Here is a 25388-nt window from a genome sequence, read left to right on the forward strand (position 1 = left end):
CTATGGTTAATTCTGCCAAAACAGGGGAACTTGCTAAAGTTAAGCTTGAAGTCTATGAGGACGATCGCTATCAAAAAAAGATTGGGGATTTTAATCTACCTATTAATCCGGAGCAGTTTTCCCAACAGTTTCAAATCGAATACAACCGTAGCCAAGCTCAGGGTTCTCAGCACAACAATCCAGAATATAAATTTACTCGACCGCAAGAACTTAAGCTTGATTTTACCTTGGATGGGACTGGGGTAGTCCCTGACAAACAAAATTCTGGGAAATTTCACCGGGATGTCGTGGGACAACTACAGAAATTTTTCCGGCTAACTTACACAATGAACCCTGAGACTCACAAGCCGAATTTTCTGCGTTTGTTATGGGGGAACTTTTCTTTTGGTTACGATGGGAAGAATGGCTTTGATTGTCTTCTCACCAATCTCCAGGTAAATTACACTCTGTTTGCCTCTGATGGTAAGCCTTTGCGAGCCAAGCTGAGTGCTACTTTTACTAGCTATGTCGAACAGACATTAAGATTGCGGGAAGAAAACAAAAAATCTCCCGATTTGACTCACCAGCGCAAGGTGACAGCAGGTGACACTTTGCCTTTAATGACCTATCGCATCTATGACGATCCATCCTATTATCTACAGGTTGCCAAAGTTAACGGTTTGGTGAATTTCCGCCGTTTAAAAACCAACACCGATTTGAGATTCCCACCACTGGAAAAAACCGAACTATGAGCGATCTAATTATTCCAGAAAATTCGCTCTACAATGTCGCCACCTTCAAGTTACTTTCTGAGGGTAAAGATATCACGGATAAATATGCTGTGCTGTCTTTGACGGTAAACCGAGAAGTTAACCGGATTCCCACAGCAAAAATTGTGTTGCGGGATGGTGCTGCTGCGGAAGAAACTTTTGAAGCTAGTGAGGGATCTGACCTGATTCCAGGTAAGGAAGTGGAAATTGCCATTGGTTACGATGGTAAGGACAAGAGGATGTTTAAAGGGCTAATTGTTAAACATGCCATCAAAGTTGCTGGGAATGGGGAATCCATGCTCATCCTCGATTGTAAAGATATGGCTACAAAGTTAAGCGTCGGTCGCCACAGTCGTTATTTTACTAAGGTCAAAGACAGTGATGCGATCGCACAAATTATCGGCAGCTATAGTGGTATATCCTCAGATGTAGAAGGCACTAAAGGTGAGCATCCGGAAATTGTCCAATACTATGCTACCGATTGGGACTTTATTCTCTCGCGGGCGGAAATAAATGGGTTGATTGTTCTGGCGGAGGATGGGAAACTGAAGGTAAAAGCCCCTAGTACCAGTGGTAGTCCCTTAGTCACCTTCACCTATGGCGTTAACCTGCTGGAATTTGAAGCTGAAATGGACGCGAGAACCCAACACCAAGCAGTGAATGCACAGGCTTGGAACTATACGGATCAGGTATTACTGGAGGTTGAGGCAACTGAACCTACGGTTAATAAGCAAGGCGACTTATCAGGTAAGGTATTAGCAAATGCGATCGCGCCTCAAGCCTGGGAACTACGCCACAGTGGTCGGGTGGACGAAGCAGAACTTAAAGCCTGGGCTGATGCCCAACTATTGAAAAGTCGGTTAGCCAAGATTCAGGGCAAGATCAAGAGTGTTGGCTACCCTGATGCAAAAGTTGATACTTTGATTGAACTCAAAGGAGTAGGTAGACGTTTTAATGGATTAGCATACGTCTCTGGTGTGCGTCATGAAATGACTGGCGGAGCTTGGTATACATATATGCAACTTGGATTAGATTCCCAGTGGTTTTACCAGGTGACAGATATTGTAGAGCGACCAGCATCAGGATTACTTCCCGGTGTGAACGGCTTGCAAATTGGGGTGGTGGTGCAGTTGCAGGATGACCCCAACGGAGAAGACCGCATCTTAGTTAAAACCCCGACAATTGACATGCAAAGCGAGGGGATTTGGTCACGGATTGCAACTTTAGATGCGGGAAATAATCGTGGTTCCTTCTTTCGTCCGGAAATTGGCGACGAGGTAATATTAGGGTTCCTCAACGACGATCCCCGCGACCCGATTGTCTTGGGAATGTTGAATAGTAGTGCCAAACCAGCACCTCTAAAAGCTACCAACGAAAACCACCATAAGGGCTTTTTTACGCGATCGCAAATGAAGGTGAGCTTTGATGATGAGAAGAAAATTATCACCCTAGAAACACCTGGAGGTAACAAAATTATCATCTCCGATGAGGATAAAGGGATTACCTTGAAAGACCAAAATGGTAATACTATGACTATGAATGATAGTGGTATCACCATCAAAAGTCCCAAAGATATTACCCTGGAGGCAACAGGCAAACTCACACTCAAAGCCACACAGGATACTAGTGTTGAGGGGTTGAATGTGAAGGTCAAAGCTAATGCTCAATTTAAAGCTGAAGGTAACGCTGGAGCCGAAGTATCCACCAGTGCGATCGCAGTCTTGAAAGGTTCGTTAGTACAAATTAATTAACATCTCGGCTCCGCTCGATGTTAAAGCTTCGATTTCGTTCAGATGTAAGGGATTGTAAGGGATCAAAAAATGGGAAAACCTGCTGCTCGTCTCACTGATATGCATGTCTGTCCAATGGTGACTGGCGTTGTCCCCCATGTGGGTGGACCAATAATTAGCCCAGGAGTCCCAACTGTCTTGATTGCTGGGCTGCCAGCCGCTGTAGTTGGTGATACCTGCACCTGTACCGGACCACCGGATACCATCATCCTGGGTTCAACAACCGTGTTGATTGGCGGCAAACCTGCTGCTCGAATTGGGGATACCACAGCTCATGGAGGCTCGATTGTGTTAGGAGCGTTCAATGTGTTGATCGGAGGCTGAATAATAATTCGTAATTCGTAATTAAAAATTCATGAATTAGGGCGAAGCACTGGATATGGAAAATAAAGACAAGGCATTTTTGGGAACAGGTTGGGGATTTCCGCCCACATTTAATAAAGCTTCCGCAAGTGTGCAGCTAGTGAGTGCGGAGGAGGATATTTGTGAAAGCTTGCAAATTTTGTTATCTACCAGTTTAGGAGAACGGGTGATGCAGCCAACTTATGGTTGCAACCTACAAAATTTTCTCTTTGAACCCCTTAGCCCCACCATAACTAGTAGTATTAAAGAACAACTACGTACTTCTATTCTTTATCATGAACCTCGTATTCTGCTCAACGGTTTAGACTTAAGTCTGGATGAGCAATTACAGGGCCGTGTAAATCTCACCATAGATTACACAATTATTAATACAAATTCTCGGTTTAATTTGGTTTATCCCTTCTACCTGGAAGAAAGTACTGGTAGTCTGCTTCCGGCTGCTAGTACAGGTGAAGTCCCGGTTAATCTGCCAGTAGGGAGCATTGCCAATGCTTAATTTTATTTGGAAACGCAAAGGAGCGCAGAGGTTGACGCAGAGAAACGCAAAGGTTTTCCCAAAACTTTCTGTCTTGCTTGACTTTTGTAAGTTGATAAATCCATGAATATGCGCCGTGAACTACCAAAAAATCCATTAATTCGCAATGGGGTAAGCCAGGGACAGCGAAAGGTTTCAGCGCTGTCACCCGATTTTGTCAAGATTGACGAGGGAGATTTAGCTAATTTTTTGATTTTTGCTCACAAACTGAGTGAACGAGTTAGTTATTACAAAGATGACAATACAAAAGATGGTAATTGGCAAGAATTTTTTACTAACAGTACATCTGTGCAGATCGCCTTAATTAGTAAGACCCGCTCAGAAAGAGTCAAGGATGACTATAGGAAGAATTTGGATAATTTTCTCAAAAATCCAGATAATAAGACTCTGGAGCCAATATTGTCGGGCTGGCGTGAGGTTTTGCTGCGTATTCAAAAGTGGTATGAGAATTTAGAAGATTATACTCCCCTAAAGTCTATGATTAGAGGATTGGTACAAACAAATCTGCGGGAACCTCTCAGAAGGATGTATTCCTTTGAGGGAGTTAGTTTGGAGGGGTTAGCAGAAAGGCTAGATTTTTATCACAAATTTGCTAAGGTATTTTTGAATTCGCAAATTAGCTTAGAAGTTGATAGTATCTCAATACCTTCCCAGGGTAAAGTCACGGAAGTAAGAGGGGAGTTGGATTTTGTCTTTCAAGCGCTGTTTCAAAATTACCGTCAGATTATCCAAATAGCTCCCAAATATCTGCGCGACAGTTTAGAAAAACGCCAGGATCATCCACCCCACCTATCATTATATTTTGCCTTTTGGGAGGTGATGCAACCAGCTAGGGATGACCTGAATCGCATGACTCAGAGGCATCTTGACTTTTTTTACCGTCATGTGCTGCAATTACGCGATCGCATTGCTGAACCAGACCATGTTTATTTGATCTTTGAACTGGCTAAATCGCAGGCAGAATATAAGTTAGGTGCGGATACTCGCTTACTGGCTGGTAAGGATGCTAGTGGTGTTGAGTTATTTTATCAACTGGATGCCGAAACTGTTCTCCACAAAGCCCAAATAGCTAGCTTGAAAGGGTTATTTTTGGACTCACAAGAGATTACCACTGGTGAGGAACCAAGGAATCTTCTTGGTTTGTATGACTCACCCCAGGTTAATTCCTTTGATGGTGAAGGTGGAGATTTTCCCAAAGAGGAAATAGTTAAAGCATGGTTGCCTTTTGGAGACAGCACGCGCAAACCTGCTCAATTAGGATTAGCGATCGCTTCCCAGATTTTTTACTTGCGGGAAGGTTCTCGCACCCTAATTTTTACTTTGACTTTTGACCAAGTTCCGGGGACGCTGAAAGCTAGCGATTTACCAAATATCTTTACTGTTGATTTTAGTGGGAAAAAAGGCTGGATCACTGGGGAAATTTTACCACCAGAAACCAGCGAAACCAGTTTAGTAGATAATATTCTGCAATTGGTGGTGAATCTTGCTGCGGATCAAGAACCAATTGATATTTACAATCCTGAACTTGATGGAGCGAAACTTCCAACAAATCAACCTGTGGGAAGATTGCAATTAAAGGATGATGTGCTGGTAAGTGGTTTATCTGCTTACAGTTATTTCCGCAACCTCAAACTCACCGGGTTAACTATCAGGACAAAGGAAACAGAAGTCCGTAACCTGATACTGCAAAACGATTTAGGGGTATTAGACTCTAGCAAACCGTTTCAACCCTTTGGTTTACGACCAAAAACGAAAGCTAACCTCTACATTGGGAGTCAGGAAGTATTTCAGAAAAACTTGACTGCACTAAGCATTCATCTGGAGTTAGAAAAACCCAACCCCAATTGGTTAGATATATATGCTGCTTATGATAGTGCTTATGATATCAACAGCCCAAATCAGTTTATTTTCAATCCAGGTAAATTAGCGATATCTTCGATAAACTACGCTAACGCATCTCTGCGGCAGAAAGTATGGAATACAGCTACCACTAACTTTAACCTGTTTAATAGTGCGGATATCATCCTTACTAATGAATTAGCAAATCTCAAACTTGATGCTGTCGCTCATTCTGAAACTGTGGAAGCTTTCACCCCTGATAGTCAAAATGGTTTTTTACGTCTCCAACTAATCGAAAGTGATTTTCTTCATGACGAATATCCTACCGTCATAGCGCGACAAGTTTTGGCTGCTGCGACAAATCAAACTATTTCCGTACCTGTTCCTCTCCCACCAAAACAACCCACCACATCGGTTCAAAAAAGACAAGCAGTTATTGGTGCTTATTACAAAAAAGAAAATACCATCTTTAAAGTTATTTCTCCCGTCTATTATGTAGATTTTGCCGATGAACCAATAATTCCTAAAGAGCCTTACACACCCGTAATTCAGGAAATTTATCTCAAATACACAGCAGTCGCAGATCAAAAGGATTGCCAGTTATTCCATCTTCACCCATTTGATGGATTTGCTAATTGGGATGAAAAACAACCCGATTTTTTACCACAATTTAGCAATGAGGGGGAATTACTCATCGGATTGGAAAACCTCGATCCACCCACAGCATTACCGTTGCTGTTCCAGGTGGTGGAAGAAAGTGCCGATACCAACTTGTCCAAAACAGAAGTAGAGTGGCACTACCTCCAAAATAATACCTGGATTTCCTTAAGCGATCGCATTGTGAGTGATTTGACCAATGGGTTAATTACTTCTGGGATCATCAACTTAGGAATTCCTGAAAATATTAACAAGAAGAATACTATCCTCGACCCCAATTTATACTGGATTAAAGTCAGTGTAAAATCACGTAGTCGGGCTATTTGTAAAATTATTAATGTCCATACCCAAGCTGCAAGGGTGACATTTGTTGATACAGGTAACGACCCCAACCATTTAGCTACCCCGCTACCATCTGGAACTATAGCCAAATTAGCTGTCCCCACAGCAGCAATCAAAAAAATCGAGCAACCCTATAATTCCTTTGGTGGTAAGGTTAAAGAACAACCAAATCATTTTTATACCCGCATCAGTGAACATCTGCGTCATAAAAGTCGCGCTGTCACCATCTTTGATTATGAGCGGTTGGTGTTGGAAAAATTCCCGGAAATTAATCAGGTTCGCTGCATCAACCACGGACAAGTAGATGCTAACAAGCAATTTCAGGAACTGGTACCAGGTGCTGTGACTTTGGTGGTGATTCCGACACTTTCGCAGCAGAGTGCTTATCAGGAATTGGAACCCAAGGTAAATATTAATTTGCTAGAGAAAATTCAGGAATATTTGCTCAATTTAAGCTCACCTTGGGCAGATATTCAGATTGTGAATCCCACATACGAGCATATTCAGGTGGAATTTGCAGTCAAATTTAAATCACCCTACGACAGTAACTTTGGCTATTATCGCCGGGAATTACAGCAAGGGATTACCAATTTTCTCACACCTTGGACACTTGCTCCCCAGGCAGAAATTAATTTTGGAGGTGTTATTTATCGTTCTTCAGTTCTCAATTTTGTCGAACAGCAATATTACGTTGACTATATTGTGGATTTCCAAATGCATCAGGAAAATCAGCGTGATATCCGAGAAGCGATCGCATCAACAGTGCGTTCCTTACTGACCTCGGTTTCCCTCACAACCACTGGTCAAACCCACATCATCAATGAAGCAAGTACACTTACTACTAATCCAAAATTCTTCTCTGGAACTCTCGGTTATGAGGCGTTAGGAAACATAATTTTACAACCAGACTAGAGGTAATAGAGAACAGAAATAATCCGCCAAGCAGGTGCAAAATTTTAATTTTTTTGACTTAACACACTGTACAAATTAATTATGGTATACATTAACAAAAACAGATTATTGTCGATTTTTATTAATTATTTTTGGATGATATATAAACCCATGTCGTAGGGGTTTAGCAGTGCTAAACCCCAACAAAACCACGACGATGGATGCACGAACTAAACACTAGAAACAACAATCATAAACCCAATTTTTAACTATGTTAAGTACATCTGTGAATACAACGAACCTGAAAAATCGTAACGAGCTCAAGAGTTTATTTAAAAACAATACTCATTTGTCGGTGACGCATTTTCATGAATTGATTATTTCGCTGCTAAATAAAAAAGAGGATAAATTTCATGGGGTTTGGAAACCTGGACAATCCTACCAAAAGGGTGATGTTGTCCATTATCAAGGTGTACTCTGGGAAATGATCGCTGAACAGGAAATCTGCGCTAAGGGTGGAGAGGAACCAGGTAAAAATAATAGCTGGAAATCACAGCTTCGGGAACTGGAACAGAAAGTAGATAAAATACGCTTGGATTTGGAAACCTTGAGTAAGGAATTTACTGAGTATAAACAGCAGATGGACTTGCGGTGGCAACAATTACTGAAATACCTGACCTTGTTGAGTTTTGGAATTGCGATCGCACTTGTGTGGTTGCTTGGTAGTGCGATTTATCACATTTTCTTAGCAGGATAAAAACCAGTATTTTTCCCCATTTCCCTTTCCCTCACAAAAAAAACTATGCTGGAATATCCAAGTATCTCGAAACGCAAGCCGGAATTTCCCGAATACTTAAATTTTCAAACCCTACGGGAGATTGGGATTAAACACCTGCAAGCTCTATCTGGCAAACTCTGGACAGACTATAATCTGCATGATCCAGGTGTGACGATCCTGGAGGTGCTATGTTATGCTGTCACGGATTTGGGCTATCGTAATAACTTAGATATTGCAGATTTATTAGCACTAAATCCAACCGATTCTCAACAAAAAGAGAATAACTTTTTTACCCCCGATGAAATTCTGACCTGTAACCCAGTCACTGTTCTGGATGTCCGTAAGCGTCTCATCGATATCTCTGGTGTCCGTAATGCTTGGCTAGAAAAGGTGACAGAAAAAGTCACAACTTATCATCCACCTATTTACATCGATTATGTAAACAGCAAGCTGCTGCAACATCCTCCAAATGATCAAACATCGGAGAATGCCCCCTGTCTGCATCCCCGTGGGCTTTATACTGTCTATATTGACTTAGATTTGGCATCCCGCAAAAATGCCTGTGGACAGATTTCCCGTTCCTGGTCAGATATCCTCGATGAAGTTAAAGCGGTTTTGTGTAGCTATCGCAATCTCTGCGAAGATGTTTACGATATCGTGGTTTTGGGTGAAGAAGAAATTGGGTTATGTAGCGATATTGAACTGGAAGCTGACGCTGATGCTGAAGATGTACTGGTGGAAATTTATGTAATATTACAGTCATTATTGTCACCTCGCCTAACTTTCTATACTCTGCAAGAATTACTGGATAAAGGTAAAAGCACATCTGAAATCTTTGCTGGTAGACCCTCCATTGCAGAAGACAGTTACGAGAGTCATGGTTTTATTGATACCGATGAATTGGCAGCACTGACCCAGCAAACGGTAATTTATACCTCAGATTTATACCAGGAGATTCTGAAAATACCGGGTGTAGCGGCAATAAGGAAATTGAGCATTGCTAACTACATCAATGGTTTAGCTCAATCCCAAAGTTCTTGGCATCTACAACTGACGAAAGGGTATAGTCCGGTTTTGGGGATTGAACGCTCAAAAATTACCCTATTCAAGGGTTTGCTACCCATTCCAGCGGAAGCAAATGAGGTCAAACGCCGCTATTATGAACAGCAGGCTGCACATATCAAAGTGATCCGTAAGGATAATGATCTAGACTTATCTATACCTCAAGGTAGTTATTATGACTTAGCTGACCACTATTCAATTCAGCACGATTTCCCCCTTACCTATGGCATCAGTGAAGATGGGCTACCGGAAAGTGCTGAGTTATTACGTAAAGCCCAAGCCCGTCAGTTAAAAGGATACCTAGTATTTTTCGATCAATTACTCGCTAACTATTTAGCCCAACTTGCCCATGTACGGGATTTGTTTTCCTGGGAGGTTGATGAACTTCAGACACAGCAGAATGTTCAGGTAAATCGCCAGCCAGAAAAATGGGACACCTATTTTACTCAGTTGCTTGATTTTCCTCAATTCGAGCAGATTATGGATTTTCCAGGATTGGAAGAGATTCTGAAAAACCCAGAATTGGATATTAATAACCCAAAATCAGAGGAAATCGTTCCTGCTTTAGGAAAATATCGGGAATTTCTCAATTCTATCAACGAAGAACCAGAGACTTATAGCGATCGCCGAAATCGTTTTCTTGACCATTTGTTAGGACGCTTTGCCGAGTCCTTTGCTGATTATGTGCTACTCAACTACCGGATGGTTGAAGGACACCAGGACAAAGTGAAGGATGAAATCAAGATTATTCACGACAAAGCCCAGTTTTTACAGGACTATCCGACCCTGAGCCGCGATCGCTTCCGCGCTTTTAATTACTATAATTACCAACAGGTTTGGAACACAGAAAATGTGTCGGGTTTCCAAAAGCGGGTTTCTCGGTTACTGGGTTTTGAAGATGTGCGTCGGCGCAATCTCTGTCATTATCAGGTAGATCAAGAACCTGGCAAATTTATCTTTACTTGTCATGTGGGGGAGCAATCATTAACTAGCAAGCAAACATACCTCTCCCGCAAAGACGCTCAAGCTGACTTAGAGAAGTTTTTACTGTTTGCTCTACATCGCAATTTTTACAAGGGTTTGACCTATAGTTATTTCTATCATTACGGTTGGGAAGTGGAAGTCGTGGATGAAGACGACACCATCATCGCTAGATATGAACCCTACTACCTTTCCCAAGCAGAAAGAATTACTGCTTTGAACATCCTCAGCGAAAAATTGTCAAGTCTCTTTAATGTGACAGAGCAGGACAATGGTGAAGAAAGCATTGCTACTTCTAGCATTTCCCAGGTGAATATTATTCAAATTAAACAGATAGCAGAAGAGAATTTATATTATTTCCAATTAGAGATACCATCAGAAACAAGCGAATTAATTAAGTTCCAAGGAATTCAACGTTACTTTTCCGCAGCGCTTGCTCAAAAAGCAGCGATCGCTTTACTCAAACAAATCGCCAATAAGCAAAATTATCGCCCAATTCTGTTTCGTCAAGATAATAATAGTGCGGAACGGGAAACCGCTATCCCTAGCAGTGAAACGAGATTTACCCACTATGGCTATGCTTTAATTGATCAGCAAGGAAAGGTATTAGCAGCAAGTAGCGATACTCCTACCCTGCGGGAAGCTAACGCAACGGAGTCGTTTCACGAACGCTTCCCCAGTCAAACCAAGCGGGACATTGAATTGCAACGCTGGTTTAGTAATATTCAACTTAACCACAATCAATTTCAATTTACAGTCGAAAAGGTTAATGAGAGCTATTTATTTACAGTTAGACATAATACTAGGAATCTAATTATACTGCAAAGTTGTCAATCCCAGACTACAGAACTTCTAGCTTGGCAATCTGCTGCTAACTTTGCCGAAAACCTCCGTTACCTCAACCGCTATGTCAGTCCAGTAAAAGATCAAGCTGGTAATAGCTACAGTTTGGGAATTGTCGATCAGTCTGGTACTTTACAGGCGATCGCACCTACAGAAACCAATGCCTTTACAACCTTTAAACTATTAAACTCCCTGGAACCATTTTTGCAGATTGAAAGGGTGACAGGAGAAAGCACTGGTTATCGCTTCCGGTTAGTAGACCTGGATGGAGGCATTCTGTTGCAAAGTACGCAATTGTTTTCTAACAGAAGTATAGCGCGCGATCGCTCTTATCAAGATGTGCTGGGTGTGTTATTTGAACCAGGTGCGATTGAACCAACGACGACTCAAGAAGGTTTTGGATTTCGGGTATTAAGCAAACCACGCGAGCAGCAAAGTGCAGCAGCTACTTCTCCCCAACTTTATTCTTCAGAAAGTGAGCGAGATGGGGCGATCGAACACCTGTTTCTATTGGTACGTGCGTCTCGCCTAATTAATATTATCCCCGAACCTGGTAGCATCCCATTTTGGCTGATCTACTTTTTGAAGTTGACATTACAACTGAGAGTAGACAATTTTACTCAATATGCCCTAATTAAATTAGCAAGTTCCCCAGACCCGAACTATATTCTGGAATTAGCAAGTTCCCCAAACCCGACCTATATAGGTAGAGTTTACGACCAAAATCATAATATTTTACTGGAACTAACTCAGCACTACCCCACACCAGAAGCCGCTTGGAAGCAAGGCAATATTTGCATGGAACTTGTTGCGATGACACCAGATACGCAAAATTTCCGGCTAATTGATGCGGAACTTGGTAATAATGGCGATGATTCTCAGCCAAATCAAAGCCCGACTGAACTTTATGGTTGGGAATTGACGAATCGGGGAAAAGACGAAATCCTGGCAACTCATTACTACAACAGCCAAGAAGAACGCAATCAATCAATCCAAACGCTACAACAATTAGTTAATGATGAGGGGTTTCATCTGTTGGAGCATATTCTCCTCCGTCCCCAAACAGCCTCAGACAATTTTTTACCCATCTGTGTCAACGGGGATGATGCCACAAATAAAATGGGAGAAGCAACCCCATTAACCTACCAAGACCCCTATTCTTTCTGGATCACAGTCATTTTACCCTACTGGTCAGAACGCTTTCGGAATATAGATTTTCGCCGATTTGTCGAACGCACCCTGCGACTAGAAGCACCAGCCCATATCGCCTTAAAAATTGCTTGGGTGAATGTCCAACAAATGCACGAATTTGAAGTTGCTTATCACGACTGGCTAGAGCAATTAGCTTTCGATGCTTCCAATGGTAGCGCTTGTAATCTCACAGGGACGCTTAATCGACTCCTGACAATTATCCCCCAACTGCGGAGCATTTATCCCCAGGGTATCCTCTACGATCCCCAAGTTGTATCTAAAGATCAGCCGATAATTCTCAACCAAACCGCCCTCGGAACTGCAAATGATTAAAGCCATGAACACTATGATCAACAAAACCGGCTACCCCATCTTTACACCCAATCAGGTATTGACAAAAGACGACTTAAATGATGTTGTTAGCTATCTCGATGGGCTTAATCGTCTAACTCGCACCCATTTAATTGGTATGGGAATTGTCTGCGGTTTAGAGGTGCAGACTTTAGAGAAAAAAGCAGGAATCTATATTACCTCTGGTTGTGGTATTACCTCGGAGGGTTTTTGTATTCAATACTCGCCGATTACTGATCAAAAGCAGGGAGAAGTCAAAAATACTTTTACCCATTACCGAGATCAAGTCCCCCTAGCCAAAAATCTCTTTATCAAGAGCGAATCCTCCGAAGAGAATTATTTCGTCAGAGAATTGATTACACCGGAGGAAGCAGAGAAAAAGCCCCAAGGTATCCAACCCTTGACGGCAATACAAGATAATGAATTGTATTCTCAGGTGCTAGTTATTCTCTATGACTGGGAAGATTTAGCACGTCAAGATTATTGCCAATTTAGCTATGACGATCGCGGACAGGAACGAAGTTTTCGCTTGCGTTTTCTTTTGCTCCCTAGCTCCCAAAATCCCAACAGTTCTCAGAATGTTATTAGTGCTGAACGCTTACTAAGTCAAGGCTATCAGGTGGATCAATTGCCTGAACCGTGGAAAAAATTTGCTACTCAAAACATTACTCAAGAAATTTTTGAAACCCGCAACCGTTTTCTCCAAGAGTTTGACCTTGAAGCCAAACAATTCAAAGATTTTGCTCCCCAAATTCAGCGATTTGGCTGTGTCGAAGCTGATAACAGCGTTGATTTAACTAGCATTAATAACTACAAGGCATTTCGGGAGAAATACTATCTGATTTGTGAAAATGCGATCGCGGCGATCGATAAGGCTTTTCCCAAATTGTTTTGCCTATTTTCACCTTTTTTTACTGCTTTTCAACCTAATTCAGTTGATGACTTCAGTCAGATTAAGGAAAACCTCACAAATATATTTCAAGGTATCAAGCAAGAAAATCTCTTAGAAAATATCAAGGTCAAAGAGATTAATCCAGACATACAAACATTAAAATCCGAACAGTTGCAATCGACCTATGCCCTACAATATTTTTATGATTATCTGAGTCTATTGGTTGCTGCTTACTATGAACTAGCTGAGGCTACTTTTGACTTAATGGATGACTGCACACCTGATACCCAGCGCTTTCCAAGATTTTTGATGCTGGGATTAGTTCCGTCTCCCAGTCAAGCGACTGAGGTATATGCAGCACCTTCCGTCTATCGTAGCTATTTTACCCAACCCCCCATTTATAATGGTAATCAGCTTCGTATTAATCAAGTTCGCTACCTTTATCAACGTCTTTTAAAATTCTGTGGGAAAGAAAGTTTTTGCCTACTACCGTTTTATAATACACCGCTCAAAATAACCCCTAGTAAAGACCAATCCACACCTCTGAGCGAACAAGCAATCCCCTACTACCTACATTATCCAAATTTATATAAATACTGGAATTATAATGCTTACCGTAAAGGAAGAAGCGATCGCCATCCTGCTTATTTTTACCCGAAGAGCGAATCAGGAGACGATTCTCACGACTTCAACGATCTGATCTATCGGCTGGATGTCTATAATTTTTACAGAATAGAGGGGCATATTGGCAAGACTAATGACGATGTACTCAAACGCATCCAGGACTACAAACAACGATATAATCTAGCTTTTGATGTGATTACCCTCAAACTTGGTAGTCAAGCTAGCCTCCAAGACTTAAATATTTCCGGTCAATCTGATGATCTGGAAGCAGATTTTCGTCGGGTTAAGGGTGCTTTTCAGAAACTTTGGACTCAGCATCAAAGTGAGTGGTCAAAAAATGTCTTACTGCAAACCCTCAAACAGTCTTTCTTTGACAAACCTGGTTTGAGAGTGATTAATAGCACACAACTATTTAATCCTATTTTGGATCGCGCCCGTCAAGTAGAAGCCTATGAATTTGTCAGGGGGGATACAGACCAACAATTTAAGTTATATCTGCGTGATGCGAACAATATTCGTATTGCTCATTATGTTATCCAAAAATCTAACACAGAGGGAAATAGTCTCAGTGATTTTGAGGATTTTATTATCACCTTAGCAGAACTTTCTAGCGATGCACTTGGACGACAGCAGGAGATTATTAAAGATATAGTCAACCTTCTCTCCTTAAGCCAAGTCACCTACGAACTACTAATTGATTTACCGAGTAATCCAGATAATTATTACCTAAAACTTTCAACCCCGGATAAACCCCTGTCTCTTCCCCAATATTCCCTAATTTTACTGTCTGAGACTCATTTTTCTGTTAACGTCGATCGAGAAGATCAACCTATCATCGACCAACCAGAGTTTCCAGACTTCGAGACACTTTACCATTTGTTGCGAGATATTCCTACAAAATTTAATACCGATAGGTATCAAATAGGGAATCCCCAGATTGCTGAGGAACTCAATTATTTTGAATTCATGGGACTGATCAAAGCTTACAGAGATCGATTAGAACAATTGATGAAGTTGCATTTGTTCAACAAATTTGCTCAACAGCATCCCGGTATGGAACATTTGGGGGGAGTACCGAAAGGTGGTACTTTTGTCTTGGTGTATGTAGATGGTCAGGATGCTAATGAGGTTTTGACTGTTGATAAAGACCGTGACGGCTATGACATCGCAACTTTACGCACGAAAGCTATCCAAGAAGCTGCTTTTTTACCACCATCTGTACCTGGTGAATTACCAGTTAAAGAAATAATCTCCAACTGGGAGAAGCTACTTTCTGAATTGCAGAAACGGAAAGATATTGTAATTGCAGATTTTTGTCTTCCCTACCGTTGTAGTAGCAACGCATCAGCAGTCAGTTATGTAATAGCGCGATCGCGTCCCATAATTATACTGGAAAAAACAGTGTTCTGCGAAGACGATGATCACAAGTATGAGTTTACCCTGGAACCGGAGGGAGGTACAGTGAGGGGAAAAGGAATTGTGTTTGAGGGTTCAAAACAATTTTTTCAACCCAGTAGCATTGATAAAGCTAGTAGGGATGATTTAGCCAAGGGATTAGAAGTGGCAATTACTTTCGCCTACGCAGTAGATGAAACCTACGATACCCTAACTGTAACTGTTTATCCTCTACCAAAAGCTGAATTATCAGTTAGCGATGGACAAAACTTCTGTCACGACGCAGAACATGTAGAAATTAAATTAGCTGATGGGACATCTGAAAATATAGAGTTAGTTGAGGTCAAAATTAACGATATAGAAACAACAACTCTCAATTTCAGTGAATATGCAACCGCAAGCGAATCACAAACAGTCACGATAAAAGCAAAAATTCGCAATCTCCAAACCAAATGCGAAAATACCCTCATCCGCACAATTACAATTAATCCTTTACCGGAAGCAGAGTTATCAATTCTTGATGGACAAAACTTCTGTCACGATGCAGAACATGTAGAAATTAAACTAGCTGAGGGGACATCTGAGAATATAAAGTTAGTTCAAGTCAAAATTAACGATATAGAAATAAAAACAAAAATTCTCAATCCCAGCGAATATGCAACCGGAAGCGAACCACAAACAGTCACGATAAAAGCAAAAATTCGCAATCTCCAAACCATGTGCGAAAATACCCTCATCCGCATAATTACAATTAACCCTTTACCGGAAGCAGAGTTATCAATTCTTGATGGACAAAACTTCTGTCACGATGCAGAACATGTAGAAATTAAACTAGCTGAGGGGACATCTGAGAATATAAAGTTAGTTCAAGTCAAAATTAACGATATAGAAATAAAAACAAAAATTCTCAATCCCAGCGAATATGCAACCGGAAGCGAACCACAAACAGTCACGATAAAAGCAAAAATTCGCAATCTCCAAACCATGTGCGAAAATACCCTCATCCGCATAATTACAATTAACCCTTTACCGGAAGCAGAGTTATCAATTCTTGATGGACAAAACTTCTGTCACGACGCAGAACATTTAGAAATTAAACTAGCTGAGGGGACATCTGAAAATATACAGTTAGTTGAGGTCAAAATTAACGATATAGAAATAAAAACAAAAATTCTCAATCCCAGCGAATATGCAACCGCAAGCGAACCACAAACAGTCACGATAAAAGCAAAAATTCGCAATTTCCAAACCATGTGCGAAAATACCCTCATCCGCACAGTTATAATTAATCCCCTACCAAAAGCAGAGTTATCAATCTTCGAGGGGCAAAACTTCTGCCACAATTCATCACCTGTAGAAATTAATTTGGTTGATGAGACATCTGGAAATATACAGTTAGTTGAGGTCAAAATTAACGATATAGAAATAAAAACAAAAATTCTCAATCCCAGCGAATATGCAACCGCAAGCGAACCACAAACAGTCACGATAAAAGCAAAAATTCGCAATTTCCAAACCATGTGCGAAAATACCCTCATCCGCACAGTTATAATTAATCCCCTACCAAAAGCAGAGTTATCAATCTTCGAGGGGCAAAACTTCTGCCACAATTCATCACCTGTAGAAATTAATTTGGTTGATGAGACATCTGGAAATATACAGTTAGTTGAGGTCAAAATTAACGATATAGAAATAAAAACAAAAATTCTCAATCCCAGCAAATATGCAACCGCAAGCGAACCACAAACAGTCACGATAAAAGCAAAAATTCGCAATTTCCAAACCATGTGCGAAAATACCCTCATCCGCACAGTTATAATTAATCCCCTACCAAAAGCAGAGTTATCAATCTTCGAGGGGCAAAACTTCTGCCACAATTCATCACCTGTAGAAATTAATTTGGTTGATGAGACATCTGGAAATATACAGTTAGTTGAGGTCAAAATTAACGATATAGAAATAAAAACAAAAATTCTCAATCCCAGCGAATATGCAACCGCAAGCGAACCACAAACAGTCACGATAAAAGCAAAAATTCGTAATCTCCAAACCATGTGCGAAAATACCCTCATCCGCACAATTACAATTAACCCTTTACCAAAAGCTGATTTTAAAGCAGAGATTACCGATATCCAAACCAATGGATTTTCTGTTCGCGTCTTTAACATTCAACCAGATGCGGAACCATCTTTTACCTTTGTTTGGGAACACGATGGAATATCTAATATTAGTAACCCTGGTAACAATGAATTCATCATCCGCTATAACTATGATTTCAACACTTGGGTAGCTAATGCTGAAAAATCTATAACTCTGCGCGTGAAAACACCACCAAACCTCGGTAGTTGTACCAGTGAGCCAGTAACTAAACGCATTGCTGTTCCTCTGGGTGGTGTGCAAGGGTTTAATTTACTAACAACTAGCAATGATGAAACTTATACCACTGCACTGTCAAGCGATGACTCCGACGGACTGCGGCTAAACACCTTCAATAGATCTGAGTTTGACCTCAAGAATAATGAATACGCGATCGCATGTGTAACTATCCCCGCAACAGTAGGTAGTGTAGTATTTACTTATACTGCCCCTAATGCTAGCAGCGAGGTTAATTTACCAGTTAATGCTAAACCCTACCATCTGCCTAACTGGCAACCAATCGTAGGCACCCATAGAATTACAGCAAAAACCTTTAGGGAAGTAAATGGCGATCGCTTGGAGGGAACTACTTCTACTGTGATTATTCAGATTAATGACGATAATAACGGCGAACCCGAACTTATCCCCAACGAACCCGAACCTATCCCCAACCAACCCGAACCCATCCCCAACCAACCCGAACCCAGATCGTTTACGCTACCGAACCGCTTGCGTGTACTATTTGAGCCAAGGAATCCGGATATCGGCGAATTCAAATTGATTAATCACGAAGACACAATCAAAGCAACTCAGGTATTAGTTCTCGAACAACCCCATCTTGATAAGTGGAGACAAAGGGAAACAACCAGAGACAAAAACTTGATTTTTTCAGCACTAACAAAGCAAAGCTATCTAGGTAAACTATTAGTTATAAGTGCAGCAAGCTTGCTGTTAGTTGCCGGGTGGACTTACACCATTGCTAGACAGAGCCAAAATCAGCAAAACTCACAACCATCATCGAATTTGAGATTTTAAACACCTTCGCTTGCGTTCACTCCAAGCTTGTATTTTTAGCAAACTCTAGAGACAGAAAAACCGCTTTTCTCTGTTTAGTCACTACCCACCTTAAAACATATTCTGCCAGAAGGAAACCCATGAAAACCAACGAGAACCAAAAAAGCACAAATCATCAGCCAGCAGCACAAAAACCTTTTTTCGGGGCTACGCCAGATCATGCTTTTTTCTCGGCAGAAAGGGCAGCATCTCCACCATTTTTCCAACCCAAGGCAATCTCATCATCAGCCATTCAAGCTAAATCTGCTACCAGCGAGGCAGAGGGGATAAATCAGCCATTAGTACAACAAATGCCCGCCTTTGAAAGCGAAATCACGGCGAATGGAGAGGTACACAGAAAGCAGGACAACTCGCCAGCATCACCGATCCAGGCAAAGTTAACCATTGGCGAACCCGGAGACAAGTACGAGCAAGAAGCGGATCGGGTGGCATCCCAGGTAGTAGAACAAATCAATGCACCAGTTTCAGCCCAGTCAACACAAGAACAATCATTACAGCGTCAGGAAGAACCGAAAGAGGAATTGCAGGCAAAACCTGAAATTACAACGCTGCAAAGGATGGAAGAAAAGCCGGAGGAACTTCAAGCTAAGTCAACCTTACAGCGTCAGGGAGAACCGGAAGAGGAATTGCAGGCAAAACCTGAAATTACAACGCTGCAAAGGATGGAAGAAAAGCCGGAGGAACTTCAAGCTAAGTCAACCTTACAGCGTCAGGGAGAACCGGAAGAGGAATTGCAGGCAAAACCTGAAATTACAACGCTGCAAAGGATGGAAGAAAAGCCGGAGGAACTTCAAGCTAAATCAACCTTACAGCGTCAGGAAGCGATCGCAGGTGGGGAAGCATCAACGGATTTGGACACCGCTATTAACAGTGCCAGGGGTGGTGGGCAACCCTTAGATACGGGTTTACAACGGTCAATGGGGCAATCGATGGGAGCAGATTTTAGTGGGGTAAGGGTGCATACGGATACTCAATCTGACCAGTTGAATCAATCTATTCAGGCGAAGGCGTTTACGACGGGGCAAGATGTGTTCTTTCGTCAAGGTGCGTATGAGCCAGGGAGTCCCGGAGGGCAGGAGTTGATCGTCCATGAGTTGACGCATGTGGTACAGCAGGGTGGGGGGGCGGTGAGGCGATCGTCTTTACCACCACAGCCGTTACCGCAATACCCTGCCACCGCCATCCCATCGGCATCGGCAAGCGATCTCCCGCTCCAAGTAAAAGGCGCTAAGACAGACGATCGCCCAGATTCATCCGTGGAACAGCACCCCAACAAAACGGGTATGCCCGATGCTCTCAAAGCAGGGGGAGAAAGCCTATCAGGACATTCGTTAGATGATGTCAGGGTTCATTATAATTCGGCTAAACCCGCTCAATTACAGGCACTTGCTTATACCCAAGGCACAGAGATTTATGTCGCTCCTGGACAAGAGAAACACTTGCCTCATGAGATGTGGCACGTCGTCCAGCAAGCGGAGGGTCGCGTAAAGCCGACGATGCAGTTGCAGGATGGGGTTGCGATTAATAATGACAAAGGACTGGAGTATGAGGCGGATGTGATGGGAGCGAAGGCCCAAATGATGCGCGATACTGCGCCGTTCAGCCTCGCTACTGCTTCGCCAAAGACGGGCAAGCGTGCAACCGTCCAAAGGGTGGGCGAAGAAAAGCAGGACTTTAACCTGGCAAAGACCCCTGATTCTAAACAATATAACGAGGGCGAAAATCTCTTTAAGGAGGCACTTGTCGCACTGCGAGTATTACGGAGGAAGCGCAAAGATGAGATATTTGCGTCGGTCACTACCGGGACTAAACCCGTCGAAGGATATTCGGAGGCTTATGGCGGCGGACTCAAAAACCTAAAGAATATCGAATTGCTAAAAACAACTAAGCAGTTCAACTCTCCAGCACCACATTTAAGCCTCCAAGCCAATCAAGTGTTTTACCAGGGGACTAAGGAAGGCGAAGCCACTGAATTGCCGATACCAATCCTAGTCGCAACCCTTACCAAGAGGACTTTCCAAACCTTGGCGAAGCGTCCCGATAAAGCTAACCGCGACGTTCTTAGCAGTGGCGAAACGGACAAGCACTATGTCCACGATGATCGAAATGTCCCTACTCGTCGCTATGCCTATGTAGAAAAGAACTATTGGCAGTTTATGGAGTTCATGGCGAGGAACAAGCTTGAGGGCCGCTATCAAAACTTCTTCCGTGCGGCGAACTCTGGCGTTGGGCGTCCAGATGTTCGGGGCGTGAGAAAGAGCGAATCTAAGCTGATTCGGGGAGAAAATGACCGGAAACCTCTCACTAATGATCAACTCGCTGTGCTGCACCAGTGGAAGGGGAGCGGACTACAGCAGCGCGGGTTGAGCCTAACCTCGACACCGCGAAAGGGTGAAACGATCGGCAATTCCGGCGATAACTTCCGCACCAACACCGGTGTTCGCCTCACCATCGATCTTGCGCGCATACCGCAGGGAACTGATAATCCAGTCCTGATCAATCATTATGCACATTCCGGGGTCAAGGATAGTAAGCAACCTGTCACCAAAGTGGAAAAAGATTATTCTTATATCAATAGTGTGCTTAAGAATCGCGAACTGTTTCTGGAGTTTGTGAAACCGGAATGGATCGTCAATATCGAATACCACGATGACAAAGGTGAACGAAAATTTCAGCAGTCAGATAAGGGTGCCGATGCGATGATGGACGCGGCACGATCTGGCACGGGCTACGACAAATTTGCTGACGGCTTTGCAGCGCAAATCGCTAGCACAGCATTGAGCGACACGGACAAGGATAACCCCGACTATAAAGCGGGTGTGGAATTCGCCAACGAATATAATCGTGGGTACAAGAAAGGGGAAGCTGAGGTGGAGGTCAAGCCGGAGGGTGGTCACGTAGACCCGTTGTCGCAAATTGGAGATTTTAACCCGAAGAAACAGAAAGACGTTTTTGCTATCGGACGAATCCACGGCAGAGTTAGGCGGAGCAAGCCCACTACCCTTGCTCAGATCTGGTCTTAGTGCTCGCACGTAGCGATTTATTCAAACTAGCCATTTTTTGAAGTGCGATACCTACGGTGGTAAACTACGCACTTGACAACTTGACAACTAAGACAGTCGCTACCGATGTTTTCATAAATCCAACCGGATTTCTATAAATTACGGACAAATTGTCTATTTTGTCTATAATTAAAGAAAAGAGGTATAGTTATGCAATTTGTTTCAGCTACAGAAGCCAAGCAAACCTTTGCCGCAGTCATCGAAAAAGCACAACGTGAACCGATTACTATCCGTAAACAAAATCGTGATGTTGCAGTTATTATGTCCATGGAAGATTATCAACGCATCACTCGGATTAATATTCAGGAATTTCAACAATTTAGAGAAAATATTGGACGAGAAGCTCAAGAACGTGGTCTAACGGAAGACAAGTTAAACGAACTTTTAAGTAATGAGTAATCCAACAAATGCGCTTAGTTCTTGACACCAATGTATTAATAAGTGCTACTTTAGCGCCTAATTCAATTCCAGCAAAGGTTTTAAACTGGGGAGAAGACAATGGTGTTATTTTATATTCTGACGCTACGTTAGCAGAACTATTATCTGTTTTGGGGCGATCAAAATTTGCCAAATATATTGATGCTGATAACATTGAGGGCTTATCTAGACGGATTAAAACCACATGGGTTTCTGTCGCAATTTTGAAGCAAATAAAATTATGTCGAGATGCTAAAGATGATAAATTTCTCGAATTGGCTTTGAATGGTGATGCAACTCATCTGATTACAGGGGATACAGATTTGCTGATCCTACATCCGATTCAAAATATTCCTATTATCAATCCACGCACTTTTTTGGATGAAATAATTGATTTTCCTGGGTGAAAGATAGAAAGATTTTGAACTAGCAATCAGTAATGCAACAGAGGATTTGAAAAGCATTAAGTTACCTCACAAACTTGGGATTTTGGTCGAAATTATTAGGATGAGACTGAGAAACTGGTTTTATCAGGTTAGTCGCTACCTATTTTAAAACGTATAATCCTGTTTTCTATTTTCCCTATGAGCCAACAACGTCACATAATTGGACGAACTTTACTAGAACTCGACACCAAGCAACTTGCTGATGTATGGAGTTTACAGGAAGATGTGAGTCGCTTGTTTCAGCAGCAGGGTTTGGAGGAAATAGCGCGTTTGTTCGACCAATTGGTAGGAGATGAAGAAGTAGTACGATTAGATCAACTGGTGGTGGAAATTGGCTCCATCGATCGCCGTTTTTTAGCAGATGAATTTATACATAAATTACTAGCTGCTTTGAGGGAGACTTTAAGCGATCGCCTACGGCAGTTGTCTATGTACCATCGCTTGACGGATCGGTTACTGCACCAGTTAGCAAACGACAAAATTATCTGCGATGGCACTGGTGCAGATTGGGAGATATTCCTGTACTTTTTACAGTATGGGCGATTGCCTTGGTGGTGTTCAAATCACAGTTGGCAATCTTGGTTGCCGCGCTGGGAGGCATTAGTACAAAGTGATACTAACTGGCAACAAGATCTGCGTAAATTACTTATAAATTATCCCGCCACACAACAGCGTCTAGTTGAGCAGCTACCAGAATCCTTCCGGCACCAGCTAATATTGCAGTTACAGCCAGCCTGGATGACTTGGCACACCCTACTGATCCAAGCAAAACAATTGATACAGTCCTTGCAATTGAGCAGGGATGCTGGGCGATACTTAGAGCGGCAAGCTTGGCTACTGCTGCTAGGGGAAATTGGTGCTGATAACGCACCGACAAGACCATTCCCCGCTACCTGGACTTGCAGATGGTTAGACCAACTGGTGCATAACTGGGAGCAGGGGGCAGGGAGTAGGGCGGCAGGGGAGGACATTTTTTGGCAAAGGCTACGCACTAATATTGATGCGGTGTCTTCTGGGGAAAGAAGTCTGTGGTTGAGTGCCTATAATCAGGTGCTAAAAGCAACGACTTCGCCAGCGTCCGAGAATAGCCCAGTGCGTCCTCAAACAGATTGGGAAGTATTCCTGTATTTTTTACAGTATGGTCGTTTACCTTGGGGGCAAAAATCAGAGGATTATCAAGACTGGTTCCCCCGTTGGGAAACTGTCATCCAAACTGAAACCGCTTGGCAGATACCTTTGCGGGAATTACTGATGAATAATGTAGCAACACGACAAAGATTAATTACTCAGTTACCAGAAAATTTACGACATCAGTTGATATTGCAGTTACAGCCAGCTTGGACGAATTGGTACACCCTGCTAGCACAAGCTAAACAATTAATGCAGTCTTTGAACCTAAGAAGCGATACTCCTACGGAGTCGTTTCACGATCGCTTCCAGCAATTAGAAACATTAGCTTGGGAACTACTTCTAGCTGAAATCCGTGCAGATAAGACATCGCTAAGTCCCTTACCTGCCGCAACTTGGACTTCTAACTGGCTAGCCCAACTCGTGCAAAACTGGCGATTGAAGCCAGTGGAACAGGGGGCAGGGGAGGAAATTCTTTGGCAAAAGCTAGGCACTAGTATTTATGCAATGTCTCCTGGAGAAAGAAGTCTGTGGTTGAATGCCTATAATCAGGTGCTAAATATAGCAGATATGGCAACGACTACGGCAGCGCCACAGAATAGCCCAGCCCATCCTCAAACAGATTGGCAAGTGTTACTGTACTTTTTAGAATCTGGTAGTTTGCCTAGCAAGGAAGCATCAGCAGATTTGCAGGACTGGTTCCCCCGTTGGGAAACTGTCATCCAAACTGAAACCGCTTGGCAGATGCCAATACGTGAATTACTTAGAAATAATGTAGCAACACGACAAAGATTAGTCACCCAGTTACCAGAAAGTTTACGACATCAGATCGTATTGCAGTTACAGCCAACTTGGACGAATTGGCACACCCTGCTAGCACAAGCTAAACAATTAATGCAGTCTTTGAACCTAAGAACCGATCGCTTAATGGATCAAGCGTGGCTGTTACTTTTCGCTGAAATTGGCACAGATAACACAGCACTGAGACCTTTACCAACAGAGATTTGGACTCAGAAATGGCTAGTCCAGTTAGTCCAAATCTGGCTAGAAACACCAGAATTTAATCGATTAAGCGAAACTTCTGTTCCTGTTGAACAAGTCGAATTAACACAAGAAAAACCTTTTGATTCTCCAGAAATCACAAGCCAAGTCTTATCCCAAAACCTACGTACTACTATTGGCACATTCCCCAAAGCTGAACATTTCCCTTGGTTGAGCACCCTCGAGCAAATCCTAATAAATACATCAAGTATCATTTCCCTATCGGGAAACTTGCGGGAAACTCCTATTTTTGAGAGCGATCGCAACTCTATATTATCAAGCGATGAAGAAGCTGCGGGACTGTATATTACCCATGCGGGACTGGTTTTGTTGCATCCGTTTATACGCTTATATTTGGAAGCAGTCGGACTATGGGATGGCGAATCTTTTCGAGACGAATCGGCACAACAAACGGCAATATACTTACTGCATTACCTAGCGACTAAGCAAATTGATGCACCCGAATATGAACTGGTGTTACCAAAATTACTCTGTGGCTGGTCGCTAAATCAGCCAGTGGTGCGGGGGTTAGATTTACAATCAGCAGCACTAGAAGAAGGTGAAAAACTATTACAAACAGTTATTACTTATTGGCAAACCCTGAAAAGCACTAGTCCCGATGGATTGCGGGAAGGTTTTTTACAACGGGAGGGTAAACTCACACGTAATGGAGACGGAAACTGGAAACTCCAAGTGGAACAACAGGCGATTGATATTTTGCTGGGTAGCCTGCCCTGGGGACTAAGTATGGTAACTTTGCCCTGGATGGAGGGACTTTTGGTTGTGGAATGGCACTAAGCA

The 25388-nt window shown here is 42.5% G+C and carries 12 protein-coding genes; all 12 read left to right on the forward strand.

What is annotated here, in order from left to right:
* Positions 1–2 precede the first annotated feature (2 nt).
* The 12 genes from CAL6303_RS02065 to CAL6303_RS28315 all read left to right on the forward strand — a co-directional run bounded on the left by CAL6303_RS02065 (position 3) and on the right by CAL6303_RS28315 (position 25385).
* Positions 3–731, forward strand: coding sequence for a CIS tube protein (locus CAL6303_RS02065; protein WP_015196156.1), 729 nt, complete (start codon positions 3–5; stop codon positions 729–731).
* Positions 728–2500 (forward strand): type VI secretion system tip protein VgrG, encoded by a 1773-nt coding sequence (gene vgrG, locus CAL6303_RS02070; RefSeq protein WP_015196157.1) that lies wholly within the window; start codon positions 728–730, stop codon positions 2498–2500. The genes CAL6303_RS02065 and vgrG overlap by 4 nt, the downstream gene beginning before the upstream one ends.
* A gap of 69 nt (positions 2501–2569) precedes the next feature.
* The gene (locus tag CAL6303_RS02075) at positions 2570–2863 is read left to right on the forward strand and encodes a PAAR domain-containing protein (RefSeq protein ID WP_015196158.1); all 294 of its coding nucleotides are present in this window, start codon (positions 2570–2572) and stop codon (positions 2861–2863) included.
* A 55-nt stretch (positions 2864–2918) separates the two neighbouring features.
* The gene (locus CAL6303_RS02080) at positions 2919–3398 is read left to right on the forward strand and encodes a GPW/gp25 family protein (RefSeq protein WP_015196159.1); all 480 of its coding nucleotides are present in this window, start codon (positions 2919–2921) and stop codon (positions 3396–3398) included.
* 102 nt (positions 3399–3500) lie between these two features.
* On the forward strand, positions 3501–7187 hold the full coding sequence (locus CAL6303_RS02085; RefSeq protein WP_015196160.1) for a baseplate J/gp47 family protein: 3687 nt from the start codon (positions 3501–3503) through the stop codon (positions 7185–7187).
* Positions 7188–7437: 250 nt separating this feature from the next.
* Positions 7438–7923 carry a carbohydrate-binding protein gene (locus CAL6303_RS02090; protein WP_015196161.1) on the forward strand — a complete coding sequence of 162 codons (486 nt, stop codon included), beginning with the start codon at positions 7438–7440 and terminating at the stop codon, positions 7921–7923.
* Between the two features lie 45 nt (positions 7924–7968).
* Complete coding sequence (locus tag CAL6303_RS02095) at positions 7969–12354, forward strand: hypothetical protein (RefSeq protein ID WP_015196162.1); 4386 nt, start codon at positions 7969–7971, stop codon at positions 12352–12354.
* A 13-nt stretch (positions 12355–12367) separates the two neighbouring features.
* Positions 12368–18454, forward strand: coding sequence for a hypothetical protein (locus CAL6303_RS02100; protein WP_144050992.1), 6087 nt, complete (start codon positions 12368–12370; stop codon positions 18452–18454).
* Between the two features lie 119 nt (positions 18455–18573).
* Complete coding sequence (locus tag CAL6303_RS30650; RefSeq protein ID WP_015196164.1) at positions 18574–21516, forward strand: DUF4157 domain-containing protein; 2943 nt, start codon at positions 18574–18576, stop codon at positions 21514–21516.
* A 189-nt stretch (positions 21517–21705) separates the two neighbouring features.
* Positions 21706–21954 carry a type II toxin-antitoxin system Phd/YefM family antitoxin gene (locus tag CAL6303_RS02110; RefSeq protein WP_015196165.1) on the forward strand — a complete coding sequence of 83 codons (249 nt, stop codon included), beginning with the start codon at positions 21706–21708 and terminating at the stop codon, positions 21952–21954.
* An 8-nt stretch (positions 21955–21962) separates the two neighbouring features.
* Entirely contained in the window at positions 21963–22379 is a 417-nt protein-coding gene (locus CAL6303_RS02115) for a putative toxin-antitoxin system toxin component, PIN family (protein ID WP_015196166.1), read from the forward strand.
* A 177-nt stretch (positions 22380–22556) separates the two neighbouring features.
* On the forward strand, positions 22557–25385 hold the full coding sequence (locus CAL6303_RS28315) for a contractile injection system tape measure protein (protein WP_015196167.1): 2829 nt from the start codon (positions 22557–22559) through the stop codon (positions 25383–25385).
* Positions 25386–25388 lie beyond the last annotated feature (3 nt).

The organism is Calothrix sp. PCC 6303 (assembly GCF_000317435.1).
Taxonomy (GTDB): Bacteria; Cyanobacteriota; Cyanobacteriia; order Cyanobacteriales; family Nostocaceae; genus PCC-6303.

Bases quoted from the DNA above. Each gene is read 5' to 3' on its own strand.
- CAL6303_RS02075 (WP_015196158.1), top strand. From the start codon at position 2,570: ATGGGAAAACCTGCTGCTCGTCTCACTGATATGCATGTCTGTCCAATG.
- vgrG (WP_015196157.1), top strand. From the start codon at position 728: ATGAGCGATCTAATTATTCCAGAAAATTCGCTCTACAATGTCGCCACC.
- CAL6303_RS02080 (WP_015196159.1), top strand. From the start codon at position 2,919: ATGGAAAATAAAGACAAGGCATTTTTGGGAACAGGTTGGGGATTTCCG.
- CAL6303_RS02095 (WP_015196162.1), top strand. From the start codon at position 7,969: ATGCTGGAATATCCAAGTATCTCGAAACGCAAGCCGGAATTTCCCGAA.
- CAL6303_RS02115 (WP_015196166.1), top strand. From the start codon at position 21,963: ATGCGCTTAGTTCTTGACACCAATGTATTAATAAGTGCTACTTTAGCG.
- CAL6303_RS02090 (WP_015196161.1), top strand. From the start codon at position 7,438: ATGTTAAGTACATCTGTGAATACAACGAACCTGAAAAATCGTAACGAG.
- CAL6303_RS02100 (WP_144050992.1), top strand. From the start codon at position 12,368: ATGATCAACAAAACCGGCTACCCCATCTTTACACCCAATCAGGTATTG.
- CAL6303_RS02110 (WP_015196165.1), top strand. From the start codon at position 21,706: ATGCAATTTGTTTCAGCTACAGAAGCCAAGCAAACCTTTGCCGCAGTC.
- CAL6303_RS02065 (WP_015196156.1), top strand. From the start codon at position 3: ATGGTTAATTCTGCCAAAACAGGGGAACTTGCTAAAGTTAAGCTTGAA.
- CAL6303_RS30650 (WP_015196164.1), top strand. From the start codon at position 18,574: ATGAAAACCAACGAGAACCAAAAAAGCACAAATCATCAGCCAGCAGCA.
- CAL6303_RS28315 (WP_015196167.1), top strand. From the start codon at position 22,557: ATGAGCCAACAACGTCACATAATTGGACGAACTTTACTAGAACTCGAC.
- CAL6303_RS02085 (WP_015196160.1), top strand. From the start codon at position 3,501: ATGAATATGCGCCGTGAACTACCAAAAAATCCATTAATTCGCAATGGG.